Consider the following 18521-nt stretch of genomic DNA (forward strand, 5'->3'; position numbering starts at 1 on the left):
TATTTATTGGTAATGAAGTTATATTATTGTCTTGTAAAGCAAATTACAGTTTGATTGGGATATTTAATCATGAAAAATTTAGAAGATTGCTTTACATATAATTGGTTGAATTATTATTTGTGGGAACGATTTATACATATTTTTATAATCTTATAATTAAATAGCGCGATAATATTGTTCTCACAGAATAATATAATTTATTAAAATTCTGGAGGAATATACTATGACAAAACAAAACAAAGGTCGTAAATTTTTCGCAACTACAGCTACAGCAGCACTTGTAGCATCAGCAATCGTACCAGTAGCATCAGCTGCTGAATTTCAAGATGCAGCTAGCATTTCATCTTGGGCAAAAGAAGCTGTACAATTTTTAACTGATAAAGGCTACATCCAAGGCGATGAAAAAGGAAACTTCAACCCAGCTGGTACACTTACACGTGCAGAAGCAGCTGAAATTTTATCAAAAGCATTAGATTTAAAAGCTACTGGCACTGAAGATTTTTCTGATGTTAGTGAAAATGATTGGTTCTATAATGCAGTACTTGCAACTTCACCAGAATTATTTGATGGTATGGGCAATGGTAAATTTGAGCCTAAAGCTCAATTAACAAGAGAACAAGCTGCTAAAGTTATCGTTCAAGGCTACCAATTAACAGGTAAAGCAGATCTTAGCCAATTTGCAGATGCTTCTAAAGCTTCTAAATGGGCTGTATCTTACTTAGAAACAGCTGTAGAAAATGGTGTAATCAATGGGAAAGGCTCTTTATTAGCACCACAAGATAAAATTAGCCGCGAAGAATTCGCTACAATGGTAAAACGTACGATTGATGCAGTTCAAGAAGTAACACCAGCTGTAGAAGCTGTAAAAGGGCTTAATGCAAAAGAACTTGAAGTGAAATTCAACACAGCTGTTGATGCAAAAGATGCAGCAATCACAACGAAATATGCTGTTGAAGGTGTAGCAATCACTAACGCAGTAGTATCTGAAGACGGTATGACTGTTATTTTAACAACAGATAAAGAAGTAAAATTAACAAATGGTAAAGTAACTGTAAAACCAATTAAAACAAAAGCGGATGCTAAAGTTCTAACTGAAGAGTTTAACAAATTAATCACATTTGCAGATACGACTCCTGTAAGCGTTAATTCTGTAGAAGCGAAAGGCACTACAGCTGTTATCACTTTCGACGAGCCTGTACAAAGTGAAGGAACAATCAGCTTAAATGGTACAGAACTATCAAAAGATCGCTATACTTTATCTGGTAAGAAATTAACAATTACTGGATTAACAGCAGAACAATCTTATAAAGTAGACATTGTTGGTGCAACTGACTTCGCTAATAATATCGCAAATCCTATCGCAGTTAACTTCACAGTTTTGAAAGCAGACGTTGATAATTCAAAACCAACTGTTTCTACAGCAGTGAATGGTACAGAAATTACGTTTGATTTCTCTGAAGAATTAATGAAACAAAATCTTAATGCAGATGCAGAGACTAAAGAATATGCAAAAGTAACAGTAGGATCAACTGTATTCTATTTAACAGATGCTGATATTAAAGATACTGAGGATAAAACTGTATTCACGATTGATGCTAAATCTGCTTTAGGTACAGCTACATTCATTAATACAAACATTAAAGTTGAAGGACAAAAAGATTTAGCTGGTAATGCAGGCGATGCATTTGAGTTCAATGCTATTCTTTCAAAAGATTTAACGCCTGCTACACTTGTAGCTACTGCTACTAAAATGTTAGTAGCTGATGATGTGAATGCTACTACAGACGTTGATGCACTATACCTTACTTTTAGTGAGCCAGTAAAAGTAGACGGAAAATTAACAGTTAAAACACAAAATGGTATTGCTTACACTACTGGAAAAGAAACAGCAGTAAAAGCAGATGCTGGTTTCGATGTAGATGGTAACGGTAAAATCGAGGGTACAGAGAAAAACACTGTAAAAGTTGACATTGATCTAGATAGCAATTCAACATACACTTTCGAGTTATCTGCTAAAGCAGTAACAGATTTAGCTGGCAATGTAACTGCTGATACTGTTACTTTCAATGTAACAACAGGCGTATTTGAAGCTACACCTGAAACACCAACAGATTCATTAGTATTCGGAGCTACTCCAGTTGTTGTAACTGACAATAACGTATTCACAGTTGAGTATGCTAAAGATGTGACTGCAACAGCAACAAATGCTGCTAACTATACACTTGGAGGAAAAGAACTTCCTGCAGGTACGCAACTTCAGTTTGTAGATGGTACTAAGAAAGTAAGATTCACTTTACCAGAAGGTTCTATCACAGCTAATGGTAATTATGTACTTGAAGCTAGCAATGTAGTAGATACAAAAGGTAACACTCTTAAAGGTGGAAAAGTGACAACTCAAGTAGCACTTAAAGAAAATATTGTTCCTGTTGCTACTAAAGTAACTGCAGTAGATAGCAAAACATTTACAGTAGATTTCTCTGAAAATATTGCTGATCAAGCTGCACCAACAGGTGTTACTGTTAAAATTGCAGGATCAACTGTAGAACTTACTTCTATTACAGTAGCTGGTGGTAAACTTACTGCAACAACTAAAGCTGACTATGCATTAACAGACAGCATTGTAGTTGAATTCAAAGCAACAAACTTAGTTGATGCTAATAACAACAAAGTAAAAGACGGTTCAATTGCAAAATAATTAAAGCGTTCATTGAAAAGCCCTGTGGAGATTTCCACAGGGTTTTTTTAGTGTTTAAATAAGATCATGCTAATAGGAGAGAAAGACCTTTAGGCAAGGCGAGAGGTTGATTTCCGTTCCGCCAGCGTCCTTTCCAGGGGGCGTCCGATGAGCAGCCCGCTTCACTGTGACGCTAAACCCCCTAAGAGTGACGCTGGCTCCACTCCAATCAACCATTCTGCAAAAGTGTTTTTTCCTTATTTTTCATACTAGCGGTAGCGATCAAAATAGCCCATGATTTGCATGATTAGAGAAAGGATAGGTTTTTATTTTCAATGTAGAGAAGTGATGCGTGACAACACCTCTTCATAAACCTTCACTTTATTTGAAAACCTTTGCTAAAAAGGTAACACTTTTGTGGGTGAGGGGAGGGCTACTTGACTCTCTTGGGATAGCAAGACAGGCAAAACTCTAAACGGAGTGGTAGCGGAGGAAGCAATTCGGCGCTCGCCCACAGGAAAGTAAGTAGCCTGCAACGGAAATTCATTTTCACTTTATACAAAAATTTTATTGATTGTTTTTTTAACACTATGAAACCCCTTGGGAGATTTCCACAGGGCCTTTTTAATTAGTTTCTTCTTAGTTTAATAATGTACCACAGAAGAAACACTAGTATTTCAGTAACGGTAAGCACAAAATAACAGGTTCTCAACTAAATACACAGCCAGTTGACGGAAACTAATCGACGACTGGCTGTGCATATTGAACAGCTATTTGTAAGGGAATTTGCTCGGGATAGGACCAAAGGCAATCCAATGGTACTTAAAGAATCTGCCCATCAATAGCACGACCATCCATGGAACGAAAAGGGCAAAAATAAAGCCCCACATGCTCCAAAGATGATACATAATACTATTACCACCAGTATTTAATTGTCTATAAAGGAAAAGGAAAAATGGATGTAGTAGATAGATGCCAAATGATACTGTTCCCAGATTGATTAAGCCATTTACAACAGCTTGGTTCCATTTATCATAGATCCAGAAAGAAAGCTGTAAGAAGACAATACAGGCTGTAAAAGATTGTAGCTGAAAAACTAATTCAAATACGTTGCTGTTCACTAAATAGGATTGGGATGAATAAACAAAGTAATATAAATAAACATTATACATAGTAGAAATTAGCCATATACACCAAAGAAAAAGTATCGTGATTGGAAAATTTTCTTTTTTTACTTGAAGCCATCCTTTGTATTTTTCAAAATAAATTCCTAAAAATGCCCCTGCTAAGAAATATAAGAGATAAGAGAAAGCGATACTCCCTCTATAGGGATACTGCCAAAACTCTGCGTTTAATAGAATAAAGACCCATTGAAGAACAAACCCAATCCAAATTAAATAAGGAGATAGGGCTGGTTTTTTCTTTAAAATATATAGGAATAATGGAAACATAAGATAGAATTGGACGATTATAAATATATAGTATAGATGGGTATATGCTTTGCCTAGCAATAGTTTTTCAAGAAATTCGACACTAAATAGGGAGCGCCAAGTGTCTGCTAAATCATGTGTTCCATAAAATTGCATAGCTGCATAATAAAAAATAGAAAAAACGAGATAAGGAATGAGTATTTGGGTCACTCTTTTTTTATAAAAATGAATGATAAGCTCCTTTGTTAAATCCTTTTGTATATAATTGTAAAATAATACAAAGCCACTTAAAAAAATAAAAGCAGGGACAGCGAATTTTGGGGCGATATTGAAAAATACATAAAATGGATATAATTTTGAGTCACTAGATAAAGCCGTTACAGGTGTACTAGTAGAATGAATAAGAAGAACAGCTAGAATGGCTAAAGCCCGTGTAATAGCTAATTCATTAATATGTGCTCGCTTCATACGATCATCTCCAAATTATTAATTATAGTATTGAATTCCCATAATACTGCCTACATACTCTATTGGTATGCTTGTTAGTACAAATTTAGACAAGTTTTGTTGCCTAAATTTGTCTAAAGGAAACAGGCTGGGCGTTCATGAGTTACTATAAAGTGCTTATATGTCAGGGAGATGTCAACAATAAAAAAAGCTACCACGCTCGCTATGCGTAGAAGCTTTATGTTGTTATTTGACAACTAGAATTATTTTCTGGGAAATAGAATGGAGAAGGGAGCTTGATGAAACTCCTTATAATGCAACAAGGATTCTACCTCTTGCTTGACCCTTCAGTAAAATAGGTAAAACATCAGGAAGCTGTTGTAGTGTTACTTCTTGCTGAATGAAATCATTAAGGTTGGCTGGTTTGAAATCAGTCGCTAAACGATGCCAAATGTTCAATCGAATGTCCATTGGGCAATAAACAGAATCAACTCCAAGTAAATTTACGCCTCTTAAAATAAAGGGAAATACACTTGTAGGAAGCTGTGTACCTGCTGTTAAACCACTACTTGCAACAGCCCCACCATATTGAATTTGGCTTAATAATGAGGCAAGTGGCTCTCCACCAACAGAATCAACAGCAGCAGCCCATTTTTGTTTTCCCAATGCTCTAATTTTTCCATCATAAACCTCTTCACGATTTACGATTGTAGTAGCTCCGAGTAATTGTAAATATTCATGTTCAGATTCTTTTGCTGTGCTCGCTTCAACTTGATAACCCAGTGTTGAAAGAATAGAGACGGCAAAGCTACCTACACCACCTGTAGCCCCTGTCACAAGAATTTTCCCCTTTTCAGGATGAATACCATTTTCCTCTAACTTTTGAACAGATAATGCAGCTGTAAATCCTGCAGTACCAATTACCATAGCCTCTTTAAGGGAAAGTCCTTTTGGAAGCGGTACAATCCATTGTGCTGGGATGCGGGCATATTCACTAAAGCCACCAAAATGGGAAACACCTATTTCATAGCTAGTCGCAATGACCTCGTCACCAATTTTAAAGCGTGGATCCTCAGAAGAAACAACAGTCCCAGCTAAATCAATGCCAGGGACAAAAGGATAAGACGCAACGATTTTACCATCAGGAATAGAGGCAAGACTATCTTTATAATTAATACCTGAATAACTAACTTTAATTAATACCTCACCCTTTGGTAGATCTTCTAAAGTTAATTTGTTCACTTTCACTGTAAATGCATCATCTTTATTGACTACTAGTGCACTAAAATTTTCTGCCATCATCGTAAACGTCCCCCTACAATTTTATTCCATTAAACAGTATCAAAGTTATTCTGACCGGTCAACATAAAATTGGATTGTTGCTACTCTTCATGTATAATAACTTCTATCAAGTCATCGGAGGCTCCTATGAAAAAGAAAGAGGAAGAACGTAAAAAACAGATTATGAAAGCAGCCTTTAACGCTGTTTCACAATTAGGTTATGATAAGGTTACACTACAAGACATAGCCAATTATGCCAGTGTCTCAAAAGGAGTAGTTCACTACTACTTTACAAGCAAACAAAACATTTTATTAGAATTACTTGAATCCACTACGAACAAAATCTACAGCTATGAAATACAAGAAATAGGCAAGCATCAAACAGCTATAGACAAGCTTCATGCTTACTTAAGTGCTGTATTTGTATCCCCTATAGAAAATAAAAAATTTTACAGAGTTTATTTAGATTTTTTAGCTCAGGCAAATAGCAATGAAGAGTACAAAAGAATTAACTTAAAATTTTATGAGAATTGCTGGGGAATTGGAGAAGAAATTATTGAATTAGGAAAAAAAGAAAGGGTCTTTAGTTCAGACATTGATTCCTTAACCTATGCAAAAATGATGCGGGCAATGATTGATGGTTCATTAATTCAGTGGTTAACCTGCGATTTAGAAGAACAACATAAATTTTATAAAGAAACCTGTTTGAATAGTATTGTGCGATTATTAAAATAGGTAATTGAAAAGCCTTATTACTATTGTAGTAAGGCTTTTTTTTGCCGTTAAAAAGAAGAATAATTGAGTGATTTTGGAAAATAATTATGAACATATTGCATTTATAGATAAAATTACCGTCAAAATTTTCGGAAAAAACTATAAAAAAAGAACAGTTTTAATATTTTGTTTAGTAATTTCTTACAAAAAAACGTATTTAATAGGGAAAAAATGTTTTGTTATGCATTGAAATAGCGTTTATGCATTCGTTTATACAAGAATAAATCTATGTTTTTAATAATTAAAACTGTATAAAAATTTAAAATAATGTCGAGTTGAGTCAATGTTGCAATTTCTTTATACTGTGAAAGTAATTATTGGAGAGGAGAAAACATCATGAATAAAGAAGTGACAATTATTGGGGTGCCCATGGATTTAGGTCAAACAAGAAGAGGCGTAGACATGGGACCAAGTGCTATCAGATATGCGGGGGTAACTGAACGACTTGAGAGCCTTGGTTATTCGATTTATGACGAAGGGGATTTAACTATTGACTTTGTACACGAAGATAAAGACGCAGAAGGAAAGACAAACTTAAAAAATTTAAAAACTGTCACAGAAAGTAACGAGAAGCTAGGCCAAAAAGTAGACCATGAAATTTCTTTAAATCGTTTTCCTTTAGTATTAGGTGGAGATCATAGTATTGCTATTGGAACATTAGCAGGAGTTTCCAAGCATTATGAGAATCTAGGTGTCATTTGGTATGATGCCCATGGCGATTTAAATACTGGTGAAACATCTCCTTCAGGAAATATCCATGGCATGTCTTTAGCTGTAAGCTTGGGTCTTGGTCATCCAGCACTTACAAATATCGGAGGCTATGCTCCAAAAGTAAAGCCTGAAAACGTTGTTATTATTGGTGCTCGTGATTTAGATCCAGGAGAAAAAAAGCTTATTAAGGAAATTGGTATTAAAGTATACACGATGCATGAAATTGATCGTTTAGGAATGACGAAAGTGATGTCCGAAACGATTGACTATTTAAAGGAGCGCACAGACGGTGTTCACCTATCATTAGATTTAGATGGACTTGATCCAAATGATGCACCAGGCGTAGGCACGCCAGTAGCAGGTGGTATTAGCTATCGTGAAAGTCATTTGGCTATGGAAATGCTATCAGAAGCAAATATTATTACTTCAGCAGAATTTGTTGAGACAAACCCAGTATTAGATCAATACAATAAAACGGCTATTGCTGCGGTAGCTTTAATCAGCTCACTATTTGGCGATACATTACTTTAAGCCATGAATAGAAGTCATTTGGTATCTCAAAAGGAAGAACTTTTCTTAGAAAATTAGGTCGCGACAACCAACTATAAGAAAGTAGCTCTCCCTATATTAAGTTTACAATATAATTTAGCTAATCAATAGCCTTTATTTTGTCAGAAAATTGACAGTTCATAAAATATATAAAACAGTTTATCTATTAATCATTCAAATTTTGATTGTTATCTTTTTTGCACGAAAAAAAGAAAGTGCTTACACAGATAATGAATGTAAGGAGTTTTTTATGGCAGCAGAACAATATGAATTAAAAAGAAGTATGAAAGCAAGACACTTATTTATGATTTCACTTGGCGGATGTATTGGAACTGGTTTCTTTCTTGGATCAGGCTACACGATTAACCAAGCTGGGCCAACTGGTGCCATCCTAGCTTACTTAGTAGGCGGAGCAGTTATGTATTTAACAATGCTATGTTTGGGTGAATTGTCTGTTGCTATGCCAGTATCAGGCTCATTCCAAACGTATACAACAAAGTTTATCGGTCCTGCTACTGGTTTTGCCGTTGGATGGCTATACTGGCTAGGTTGGGCAGTAACTGTTGCTCTTGAGTTTTTAGGGGCTGGACAACTTATGCAAAGATGGTTTCCTGATTCACCGGTATGGATGTGGTGCCTAGTATTTGCTGCACTACTCTTTGTATTGAATGGTTTATCAGCAAAAGCATTTGGTGAAGCAGAATTTGTTTTCTCCAGCATTAAGATATTGGCAATTATTATGTTCCTAGCGGTTGGTGGAGCAGCTATGTTTGGGCTAATCGATATGAAAGATGGAACAAATGCCCCATTCCTTACACATTTTTATGAGGGAGGATTATTTCCTAATGGTGTAACAGCACTGCTTATTACAATGATTACCGTGAATTTTTCATTTCAGGGTACAGAATTGATTGGTATTGCTGCTGGGGAGAGTGAAAATCCTGAAAAGACTATCCCTAAATCTATTAAGCAAACTGTTTGGCGTACGTTGTTCTTCTTTGTGTTATCCGTATTTGTACTTGCAGCAATGATACCAATGGATAAAGCAGGGGTGGTGGAAAGTCCATTTGTAGTCGTATTAGATAGCATTGGTATTCCATATGCAGCAGATATTATGAATTTTGTTATCCTAACAGCCTTATTATCTGTCGCAAACTCTGGTCTTTATGCTGCAACACGTATGCTGTTCTCACTATCTGTCGAAAAGATGGCAAGTCCCGTTTTAGGGAAAGTTAATAAAAGAGGTATTCCAATGAATGCGTTATTAATCACACTCGCTGTAGCAGGTCTGTCATTACTGTCAAGTGTATTTGCTGCTAATACAGTCTTTGTGTGGTTATTATCTCTAGCAGGCTTAGGTGCACAAATTGGTTGGATTGCGATTACAGCATCTCAAATTGCATTTAGACGCTCCTATATACGCCAAGGAGGAAAAGTAGAGGATTTAAAATTCAAAGCGCCATTGTATCCAGTAATCCCTATTTTAGGTTTATTAGCGAACTGTATTGTTATGGCAAGCTTGGCTTTTGATCCAGCTCAACGTTTAGCACTCTACTGTGGTGGAGCATTCTTCATTGGTTGTTATATCGTTTATTATTTAAAAGTGAAAAAAGTGACAAACCTAGAAATAAACCAACAAGAAGTCCAATTAAAATTAAATCAAAAAATATATCTTTAATATCCAAGAGTAGCCACTTATATGGCTACTCTTTTCTTTATAGATAAGCAACAGCAAAGACGTATTTAACAAGGAATTGTTCCAGTGTTAAGAGAAAAAATTTATTGTTTTTCGATAAAAAAATATTGAAATTAGATAATTTATCGTTTATTCTTCATACAAGAAGCAATTAAATAATTGAACAAGTTTATTTGAGGTGGATTCATGTTGAAGAATTTTATTAAAAACTTAGGAGTCTTTACGTATCATCAATCATTATCGTGTATTTTTCCTGTTGTGATATTTGCTACACTTGCACTATCTAAAGCCATTCAAATACCTGGGGTAGGAAGATATGACTTTATTCTGGCAATCTGTCTATTGACTCAGTACTTGATGTATAAATTTGGTTTAGAAACAAAGGATGAAATAAAAGTCATTTGCTTGTTTCACATTATTGGGCTCGTGCTCGAATTATATAAAGTGAATTTCAATTCATGGTCATATCCTGAAGAGGCGTGGACAAAAATAGGGGGTGTGCCTTTATATAGTGGATTTATGTATGCGAGTGTGGCAAGTTATATTTGCCAAGCCTGGCGTAGGTTTGATTTAAAAATTGTAAGTTGGCCAAAAAGTTATGTAGCTATTCCACTTGGAGCCGTAATCTACTTGAATTTTTTCACACACCATTTTATTTATGATTTTAGATGGCTGTTAATGGCACTACTATTTATTGTGTTTTATCGTACTATTGTAAAATTTACAGTACGGAACAAAATCTTTAAAATGCCCATCGTTGCATCGTTCTTTTTGATTGGCTTTTTCATTTGGATTGCTGAAAATATTGCGACGTTCTTTGGAGCTTGGTCATATCCGAATCAAGAGGCGTCTTGGTCGATTGTTCATTTTGGTAAAATCAGTTCATGGTTTTTACTTGTAGTCATTAGCATTATGATTGTTGCACAACTTAAATTATTCTATCGTGATGTAGAGGGAAATTTGGAGTAGAAATCATTCAATATATGAGATTCATTTGTAGAACTAGAGAATTGCAAAGCGTCTAAGAAAGATAGTATGGGCTTCTGATAAACTAGTATTTTTTTACCTTGTACCCATGTCCTTTCATCAAACTGTCCCTTTTTTAGCGTGCAACACTGCTGTAGACTCCTTTTTAGAAGAGGATAGGGGGAAATAGGATGGTAACAGATATTCGAATGAAAAAACGAGCTTGTACAGATGAAATGCAAATTAAGCAATTTTTAGAAGGTGCACAAACTGCATTTCTTGGTTTAGTGGATCAACATATGCCATATGTTATTCCGCTAAATTATGTCTACAAAGATGGAAGCTTTTATTTCCATGGTGCCAACGAGGGAAGAAAAATAGACATTTTAACAACCAATCAAAATGCATGTATTACAATAAGTGAAAATTATGGAACTACGGTAGACCCTATTCCTGCTAAGACTGATACTGCTTATATGAGTGTAGTTGCAAATGGTTTAGTGGAAATTGTTACAGATTTAAATGAAGCTACTGCTGCTATGCAGGCAATGCTTGATAAATATGTGCCAAATTATTACCAAGCACCTTTATCAAAAAAGCATATCGAAAAATATCAATCATCTTTAGGGAGTGCGACCCTTATTCTGAAAGTGAAACCGAGCAGTATAACTGCAAAGGAGAATAAATTAAATAAACAAATGCTATATTACGCAGGCAGAGTGGTGACACAGGATATGAGTCAAAAATCTACTGCTACAGCAAACAATCCAACAAATTAATTATCGGAAAAATGTAAGGCTTGGGATTTTACCTAAGCCTATTTTTGATGTAGTTATAGTTCATTATGAAACTATCTATGAGTTTGCTAACATAAACCTATCAAAAGTAGAGTTGGAAAGATGTTTTCATCTAACTACCTTAATAATAGATATAGTCATGCGTAAGTGCTATAATCCCAGTGAAAAATCATTGGAAAACAAGTGGGAAGAAGGAGAGGGCAATACGGTTGAATATTTTAGTTGTTGACGATGAAAAGGAAATTGCAGATTTAATAGAACTTTACTTAAAAAATGAAAACTATCATGTATTTAAGTTTTATACAGCTCAAGAGGCTTTGGCATGTATTGAGCATGAGAAAGTAGATTTAGCTGTTCTGGATATTATGATGCCTGATATAGATGGTTTTACTATTTTACGAAAAATCCGAGAAACATTGAATTTTCCAGTGATAATGCTTACGGCAAAGGAAGAAGAAATCGATAAAATAAATGGCTTTTCTCTGGGAGCAGATGATTATATAACAAAGCCATTTCGTCCATTAGAGTTGGTTGCTCGTGTAAAGGCACAAATACGAAGATTTACTTTCTACAACCAAGGTTCGAAGCAGCAAGAAGATATCATTGATTTTGCTGGCTTGGTGATTAATAAAAACACACGACAAGTCTTTTTAAATGAAAGGCCCATATCCCTTACACCTACGGAATTCGCTATTCTTTGGTATTTATGCGCAAATCGAGGGACAGTTATTAGCTCAGAGCAATTATTCCAAGAAATTTGGGGGGAAAAGTACTTTAGCAGCAATAACACGGTAATGGTTCACATTCGACATTTACGGGAAAAAATGAAGGATGCTGCGGAGAACCCAAAGTATATTAAAACGGTTTGGGGAGTGGGGTATACCATTGAAAAATGAGTTTGGCAAACTGAAAAGGAAAATGGTTTTACAAATTATTTCGATACTTGTCATAGCTAGCATCATAGGCCTTTTTATCAATTTTGCATTTATTGATGGGGTCTTACAAGCTCCCTTTGCAGATGCTTTTATTGCTTTTTGTGAAAATGTCTTGCAACTTGATTATTATGCTGCAAGCAATGCCTATCATGTGTTATTTCGACAAAATAAATCGCTTTGGCTAGCGATAGGATTTATTTTATTATTATTGATTATTTTCTATATCGCCTTGTCTCGATTTACCCGATATTTTCATCAAATTAGTTCAAGTATTACCATGCTTGCAGATGAGTCAGGAAAGGAAATTGAGCTCCCAGCCGAACTCGATTTTTTGGAGAAAAAATTAAATAACGTGAAATATAAATTAGAAAAGCGTGCAAGGGATGCGCAAGAAGCTGAGCAACGAAAAAATGATTTAGTTGTCTATTTAGCGCATGATATTAAAACACCCTTAACATCCATTATTGGCTACTTAAGTCTTTTAGATGAAGCGAGGGATATGCCTGTAGAGCAGAAGGAAAAATATGTGACGATTACATTAGAAAAAGCTTATAGACTGGAACAACTAATCAATGAATTTTTTGAAATAACCAGATTTAATTTACAATCCATCATTTTAGAGAAAGATTCTATTCCTTTACATCATATGTTAATGCAAGTGGCCGACGAGTTTTATCCATTGCTCGCACCAAAGGGTCAAAAAGCCATCGTCAAATTAGATGAAGCTATTACTATCTATGCAGACGGTAATAAATTAGCAAGGGTATTTAATAATATTTTAAAAAATGCAATTGCCTACAGTGATCCAAATAGTACAATTGAAATTAGTGCGCAAAGCGAAAATAATCAGACATTTATTTCGTTTACGAATACAGGGAAGACGATCCCTCCTGAAAAATTAAAAATGATATTTGAAAAGTTTTACCGCTTAGATAGTGCAAGGTCTACCCAAACAGGAGGTGCTGGGCTTGGTTTAGCCATTTCTAATGAAATTGTACAGGCCCATGGCGGAACGATTACCGCAACTTCTAGTAATGATACAACCGTATTCACCGTGATGATTCCAACCAATTCTTAAGAAACCTTAAGAATTCACTAATAGTAAATTAAAAATAAGCTCCTTTTTTTATGGTTGAATAAAAGCATAAAGAGAAGGAGTTGTTTTTATGTTCAAGAGAAAAGGTATTTTGAGTTTATTGTTCTTATTCATGATGATATTTATTTATTTTCAATTGAAAGAATCGCCAATGACTTTACGTCAGGAAACAGATCAAGCATCAAAAGTAGTTCAAACAGCCAGTCAGCATATGCTCGATTTTGATTTATACAGTTCGAATGCAATTTTAGTGAATTTGGATGAAAATCAAATTCTCTTAGATAAAAAAAGTGAGGAAAAGATTTATCCTGCTTCTTTGACAAAAATGATGACGGTTCTAGTCGCGATTGAGCAGATATCCAATTTACAAGAAGAAATCATTTTACCTAAACATATCTTTCGGGATTTATTAGAGGAAAATGCGTCAGTGGCGGGCTTTCTCCCAAATGAAAAGCTGACAGTAGAAGATTTGTTGTATGGCTCTATGTTGCCATCAGGTGCAGAGGCATCACTAGGTTTAGCTGAATATGTTGCCGGGTCAGAACGTGGATTCGTGAAACTGATGAACGAAAAGGCGCAGCAACTAGGCATGAAAAATACGCACTTTGTGAATACAACTGGACTGCACCATTCAGATCATTATACAACTGTAAAGGATATGTCTTTACTTTTACAATACGCCTTAACAAACGATGATTTTCGAAATGTTTATACAGCAGAAAGATATTCTATAAAATCAACAAACCTTCATCCTGAAGGCATTACTTTTACCAGTCGCATGTTTCAACATATGACATCAAGTGCATTGCCAGGAGGGGAATTTTTAGGTGGAAAAACTGGCTATACAGAAGATGCAGGCTTATGTTTAGCAAGCTTAGCACTTATAAATGGACAAGAATATGTGCTAGTGACAGTAGGAGCGGACGGTAGCCCTAGAACGGAGCAATATAATATTTCCGATGCCATTTCGGTTTTTAGTCAATTATAACTTCATTACTAAATTGCTAGCCCCTAATAGAGTGTGATTGGAGAATATTTCATTTTCTAATCACACATTTTTTTGTAGTTATAATAATTCTCTATAAACCAACTTGTTGTTGGTATTGCAGAAATAAAGATGCCTCTGACAGTCGTTTAAAGGAGTAGTATCTGATTTATTGTGGAATCATTCGAATCGGAAGGTACATTAATAGATAGATAATTTATAAATTTTAATTTTCAGAAAAATGATATATAGTAAATATGATCAAATACATTCATCTTTAAGGAGGATACTATGGGGAGATTAGTTCATTTTGAAATTCATGTAAGTGATATGGAGCGGGCAAAGGATTTTTATGGGGAAGTTTTTGGATGGTCATTTCAGGACTGGAGTGAATATGCAGGAATGCCTTACTTCGGTGCTGTGACAGGTGAGGATGATGAACTTGGGATTAACGGTGCTTTAATGCAACGTCAAGGTCCTTCACCAGAAACAAACCAAGCGTTGAATGGCTTTGCTTGTACAATGGGTGTTGAAAGTTATGATGTAACGGAAGCAAAAATTCTTGAAAATGGGGGCAAAGTAGCCATGCCAAAGTACGCATTACCAGGAATGGCATGGCAAGGCTATTATATTGATACGGAAGGCAATGTATTTGGTATTCACCAGCCCGATAAAAATGCCAAATAGTATTGAGGGGGGAAATCCGCTCTAAAAGAGTTGAGAGCCGCTCCAAAGAAGTGGGAATCCGCTCCTAAAAGTGTGAGAGCCGCTCCAAAGAAGCGAGAACCCGCTCCTAAAAGTGTGAGAGTCGCTCCAAAGAAGCGGGAACTCGCTCTAAAAGAGTTGAGAGCCGCTCCAAAGTAGTGAAAAACCCACTCATAAGCAGTTGAAAAACTATAAAGCAGAAAGACCTATGTTCCGAGAAAACGAGCATAGGTCTTTTTTGATCATCCGATAGGTAAATGTGGAGATTTGTAAATATGTAATGTTTTATTTTGGTAAATTTGGTATCGTTAAATGAGGTAAGTTATCAAATGATACATAATATGCAAGGAGAAATAGCAATGAAAAAAAGAAGGCGTATGTTATTTTTATTCGCACCAATATTGATTTTAGCATCTTGTAGTAGTGAGGACGAAAGTGTTACTGCTAATGAGAAAAAGTATATTTCATCGATTCAGAAAAAGGAAGTCTATGAGATTCAACAGCCTGCAAAAGTCAATATTGCTAGAGGTTCAATTATCAAAAATATGAATAATGCTTTAAATATTAATGAAATTGAAAGAGGACTCATGAATTTATCGGTGAATCATTTCTCAACAGACAAGTTTTATATGCAGCAAGGCCAATATTTAGAAGAGAAAACGATCAACCAATGGTTAAGTAGAAAGACAGAGGAAGGTATTGGGTTAAATCCAGCCATTGAAACTAGAAGTGACAATGTACTAGAGGATGAAAAAAAGTATCCTTTGATTCTCTCACATGTGTTAGAACAAAATTTTATTAATAAGGAAAATAACAAAGTAGAGGGGCTGTCAATCGCCATCTCATTAAATGAGTTTTATGATATACGAGTTTCCGATGCCAATGGTTTAATTTACACAGGCCAAGTGAAAGTAGACCAAAATGATGATGATATCAACGACGTTAAAAATTACGGTAAGGAAGTAGCTAAAAGGATTCTTGAGGATATTAGAAAAAATGAAAAATATCCGAGAGTTCCTATTTATTTAACTTTATATCAAGAATCTAATATAAACGATATTATTCCGGGCATATTTTTAGCTGAAACCTTTATACCTAAAGATGCAGATACCATAACAAAATGGCTTGATATAGATAAAAAGCATTATGTATTCCCATCAGATGCTTTATATAGTTTGGACCAAAATATGTATAATAAATTATTAATTTTTAAAGAGGATATTCAAGGTGGATTTAAACATTTAAATCCTAAAATCATGGGAAAACTTCGTTATGAAGATGGTAAATTAACAGATATTAATCTAGAAATACATGTACCACTGGTTAACGATATTGAATTAATTGGCTTGTTACAGCTCACTAGTACAAAAATAAATACAATTTTATTTGACTATATCCCCATTACCATTCGGGTAATCGATCAGAAGCAGGATGTTGGAATTGTTCTCTGGGACCCAACGGAAAAACAAATTTTTGCATCACCTATTTGAATATTTTAAATTTCGTAACTTGTATTTATATCGACTGTAATTGAAGAACCATCATTATTATCAAATTTCATGAACCATTGACCAGATTGGCTTGCATCCAACTCGTAAGTTGAAGTCAATGATTGTCCAGATTTAATGATCTCTCCGTCTATCCAAACCGTTCCATTAGGTGCAGTTAATATAAACCTAATAGATTGTGAGCTGTTATTTTTCACATAAATTTGAATTGTAGCAGTGCCATTACTAGGCGCTTTAAAATTAAAGCTCATCGAACCCTGACCAGTTGGAAAGGTAGAAGACGTTGTAAGAAGAGAATCACTTTTTTCAGCTGTGAGGGTAGAATGAGATTCCTCAGCAGAAGCACCAAGGTTTGGCGGAATAGATGATTTGTGTATAGGATCTTCTATAAAAGATGCTCCACCAATTGGAAATATTAAAAGAGTAACTATAAATAAAGAGGCAAATTTTCTCATGATTCCTCCGCTTAAATATTATTAAATTATCTCAATAATACCTTTATTTAACTTTGTAGTAAATATTATTTTGTATATGCATTTTTCATTTGTAAAGGACCTTCAAAAACTTAATAGTATTTCATTGCAATCTCTGCCACGAATAATTATTATGAAAATGATAATCATTTTCAATTATAGAGGAGGAGAGTAGCAGTGAAAAGACACCTTATTATTGGAATGCATTTAGCTGTTTACGGGAATCATGGCAAACAGGGCGCCTTGATAGACGAACATATTGCATTTGCGCAGCGTGCTGAGGCAGCGAAATTAGATTTTGTATTTAAAGCGGATTATTTAATAGCTCATCCAGAATTAATGGCTAAAATGAAAGGAACAGTTGGCTTAGATCCTAGCTTTTTAATGGCGATGGTGGCAAGAGAAACGAAACAGATTGGCTTAGTAACAACGATTTCCACATCCTTTACGCCACCTTATCTGATTGCGCGTCAATTGCAATCCTTAAATTGGATTAGCGAAGGACGAGTTGGATGGAATATCGTCACCTCTATAGATGGCGCCCATAATTTCAGCAATGAGCCCATGCCTTCTTCCGAGGAGCGTTATGCTAAAGCTGCAGAATGTACAGCGGTGGTCAAGCAGCTATGGCATAGTCATCCCTATGAAACATTAGAAATGGATGGAAAATTAGAGAAAATAATAGAGCTTGTTAAGCCAATTGAGCATGAGGGCGAATTTTTCCATATAAAGGGTCCCCTAAATCTACCTATGCATCCAGCAGGAGAGATTCCGCTCTTCCAAGCAGGTGCGTCGGATGTTGGGCGGCGATTTGCGGCTACGGTTTCCAATGCGATTTTTGCGGCTACACCAGCCATGGAGGTGGGTATTGAGATGCGTAATGATTTACGTCAGCAGGCTATAGAAGTAGGTCGTTCAGCCGACGATATTCGCTTATTACCTGGACTCTATTTCTTTATAGGGGATACATATGAAGAAGCACTCGAAATGCACCGACAAGCATATGCACATTTAACACTTGAGCGACGCTACAGAGCTTTAGAATCTGTGATTGGTATGGATGTTCGTCATTTGGCACTTGAAGATCAGGTAACGGTTGATATGCTGCCATCAAAAGATCAACAAGTACGTAGTAAAACACATGCAGAATTGGTACGTCGTTATATTATAAACAATGAACCAACTGTCGCAGTATTGTTAGCACGTCCAGAGGTAATTGGCTCAGCCCACCTTGTAGCAATCGGTACACCACAGGATATTGTCGATCAAATCGTTACTTTTTATGAAGAGGGTGCATTGGATGGCTTTATTGCCATACCAGGTGGACCTGCAAAATCTTTGGATTTGTTCTTTAGCAACGTTATTCCCATGTTAGTAGAGCGGGGGTTATTCAGAGCTGAATATAAAGGTAGCACATTACGTTCCCATTTAGGCTTAGATGTGCGCTCTCCCATTAATAGCTGAGAAAGGGCAAGCCATAAGCTTTGCCCTTTT

General features: G+C 35.6%; 15 protein-coding genes. 12 read left to right on the plus strand and 3 right to left on the minus strand.

All coding sequences use genetic code 11. The annotated features are described in order from the left end of the window. Positions 1 to 223 precede the first annotated feature (223 nt). Positions 224 to 2695, plus strand: coding sequence for an S-layer homology domain-containing protein (locus PSR12_RS06755; protein ID WP_274772210.1), 2472 nt, complete (start codon positions 224 to 226; stop codon positions 2693 to 2695). 749 nt (positions 2696 to 3444) lie between these two features. On the opposite strand, the gene PSR12_RS06760 is transcribed toward PSR12_RS06755, so the two are convergent. Further along, on the minus strand, positions 3445 to 4572 hold the full coding sequence (locus PSR12_RS06760; protein ID WP_274772211.1) for an acyltransferase: 1128 nt from the start codon (positions 4570 to 4572) through the stop codon (positions 3445 to 3447). A gap of 288 nt (positions 4573 to 4860) precedes the next feature. Next, positions 4861 to 5850, minus strand: coding sequence for an NADPH:quinone oxidoreductase family protein (locus PSR12_RS06765; RefSeq protein WP_274773441.1), 990 nt, complete (start codon positions 5848 to 5850; stop codon positions 4861 to 4863). 129 nt (positions 5851 to 5979) lie between these two features. On the opposite strand from PSR12_RS06765, the gene PSR12_RS06770 reads away from it, so the two are divergent. From PSR12_RS06770 to PSR12_RS06815, 10 genes are all read left to right on the plus strand, one after another. Beyond that, complete coding sequence (locus PSR12_RS06770; RefSeq protein WP_274772213.1) at positions 5980 to 6567, plus strand: TetR/AcrR family transcriptional regulator; 588 nt, start codon at positions 5980 to 5982, stop codon at positions 6565 to 6567. Between the two features lie 375 nt (positions 6568 to 6942). Further along, positions 6943 to 7848 carry an arginase gene (gene rocF, locus PSR12_RS06775; RefSeq protein WP_221680551.1) on the plus strand — a complete coding sequence of 302 codons (906 nt, stop codon included), beginning with the start codon at positions 6943 to 6945 and terminating at the stop codon, positions 7846 to 7848. A gap of 268 nt (positions 7849 to 8116) precedes the next feature. Then, a complete protein-coding gene (locus PSR12_RS06780) occupies positions 8117 to 9544 on the plus strand; it encodes an amino acid permease (protein ID WP_257521421.1) in 1428 nt (475 codons plus the stop codon). 204 nt (positions 9545 to 9748) lie between these two features. Next, complete coding sequence (locus PSR12_RS06785) at positions 9749 to 10531, plus strand: DUF817 domain-containing protein (protein WP_257521422.1); 783 nt, start codon at positions 9749 to 9751, stop codon at positions 10529 to 10531. 188 nt (positions 10532 to 10719) lie between these two features. After that, positions 10720 to 11307, plus strand: a complete 588-nt coding sequence (locus PSR12_RS06790) for a pyridoxamine 5'-phosphate oxidase family protein (RefSeq protein WP_257521423.1) — start codon at positions 10720 to 10722, stop codon at positions 11305 to 11307. Between the two features lie 221 nt (positions 11308 to 11528). Continuing rightward, the gene (gene vanR, locus PSR12_RS06795; RefSeq protein WP_221680877.1) at positions 11529 to 12221 is read left to right on the plus strand and encodes a VanR-ABDEGLN family response regulator transcription factor; all 693 of its coding nucleotides are present in this window, start codon (positions 11529 to 11531) and stop codon (positions 12219 to 12221) included. Next, positions 12157 to 13338: a sensor histidine kinase gene (locus PSR12_RS06800; RefSeq protein ID WP_257521424.1), complete on the plus strand. Its 1182-nt coding sequence runs from the start codon at positions 12157 to 12159 to the stop codon at positions 13336 to 13338. The genes vanR and PSR12_RS06800 overlap by 65 nt, the downstream gene beginning before the upstream one ends. Before the next feature lie 88 nt (positions 13339 to 13426). After that, on the plus strand, positions 13427 to 14344 hold the full coding sequence (locus PSR12_RS06805; RefSeq protein ID WP_274772216.1) for a D-alanyl-D-alanine carboxypeptidase family protein: 918 nt from the start codon (positions 13427 to 13429) through the stop codon (positions 14342 to 14344). A gap of 288 nt (positions 14345 to 14632) precedes the next feature. After that, entirely contained in the window at positions 14633 to 15028 is a 396-nt protein-coding gene (locus PSR12_RS06810) for a VOC family protein (protein ID WP_004232464.1), read from the plus strand. A gap of 377 nt (positions 15029 to 15405) precedes the next feature. Then, positions 15406 to 16536: a CamS family sex pheromone protein gene (locus tag PSR12_RS06815; protein WP_274772219.1), complete on the plus strand. Its 1131-nt coding sequence runs from the start codon at positions 15406 to 15408 to the stop codon at positions 16534 to 16536. A 5-nt stretch (positions 16537 to 16541) separates the two neighbouring features. Here PSR12_RS06815 and PSR12_RS06820 read toward each other — a convergent pair whose 3' ends face one another. Then, the gene (locus PSR12_RS06820; RefSeq protein ID WP_274772221.1) at positions 16542 to 17009 is read right to left on the minus strand and encodes a hypothetical protein; all 468 of its coding nucleotides are present in this window, start codon (positions 17007 to 17009) and stop codon (positions 16542 to 16544) included. A gap of 219 nt (positions 17010 to 17228) precedes the next feature. Between PSR12_RS06820 and PSR12_RS06825 the strand changes: the two genes are divergently transcribed. Further along, positions 17229 to 18491 (plus strand): NtaA/DmoA family FMN-dependent monooxygenase, encoded by a 1263-nt coding sequence (locus PSR12_RS06825; RefSeq protein ID WP_257522494.1) that lies wholly within the window; start codon positions 17229 to 17231, stop codon positions 18489 to 18491. Positions 18492 to 18521: the final 30 nt, after the last annotated feature.

The organism is Lysinibacillus sp. G01H, from assembly GCF_028872195.1.
Lineage (GTDB): Bacteria > Bacillota > Bacilli > Bacillales_A > Planococcaceae > Lysinibacillus > Lysinibacillus capsici.

Bases quoted from the DNA above. Each gene is read 5' to 3' on its own strand.
- PSR12_RS06760 (WP_274772211.1), bottom strand. From the start codon at position 4,572: ATGAAGCGAGCACATATTAATGAATTAGCTATTACACGGGCTTTAGCC.
- PSR12_RS06815 (WP_274772219.1), top strand. From the start codon at position 15,406: ATGAAAAAAAGAAGGCGTATGTTATTTTTATTCGCACCAATATTGATT.
- rocF (WP_221680551.1), top strand. From the start codon at position 6,943: ATGAATAAAGAAGTGACAATTATTGGGGTGCCCATGGATTTAGGTCAA.
- PSR12_RS06825 (WP_257522494.1), top strand. From the start codon at position 17,229: ATGCATTTAGCTGTTTACGGGAATCATGGCAAACAGGGCGCCTTGATA.
- PSR12_RS06790 (WP_257521423.1), top strand. From the start codon at position 10,720: ATGGTAACAGATATTCGAATGAAAAAACGAGCTTGTACAGATGAAATG.
- PSR12_RS06805 (WP_274772216.1), top strand. From the start codon at position 13,427: ATGTTCAAGAGAAAAGGTATTTTGAGTTTATTGTTCTTATTCATGATG.
- PSR12_RS06810 (WP_004232464.1), top strand. From the start codon at position 14,633: ATGGGGAGATTAGTTCATTTTGAAATTCATGTAAGTGATATGGAGCGG.
- PSR12_RS06800 (WP_257521424.1), top strand. From the start codon at position 12,157: ATGCTGCGGAGAACCCAAAGTATATTAAAACGGTTTGGGGAGTGGGGT.
- PSR12_RS06770 (WP_274772213.1), top strand. From the start codon at position 5,980: ATGAAAAAGAAAGAGGAAGAACGTAAAAAACAGATTATGAAAGCAGCC.
- PSR12_RS06765 (WP_274773441.1), bottom strand. From the start codon at position 5,850: ATGGCAGAAAATTTTAGTGCACTAGTAGTCAATAAAGATGATGCATTT.
- PSR12_RS06820 (WP_274772221.1), bottom strand. From the start codon at position 17,009: ATGAGAAAATTTGCCTCTTTATTTATAGTTACTCTTTTAATATTTCCA.
- PSR12_RS06780 (WP_257521421.1), top strand. From the start codon at position 8,117: ATGGCAGCAGAACAATATGAATTAAAAAGAAGTATGAAAGCAAGACAC.
- PSR12_RS06785 (WP_257521422.1), top strand. From the start codon at position 9,749: ATGTTGAAGAATTTTATTAAAAACTTAGGAGTCTTTACGTATCATCAA.
- PSR12_RS06755 (WP_274772210.1), top strand. From the start codon at position 224: ATGACAAAACAAAACAAAGGTCGTAAATTTTTCGCAACTACAGCTACA.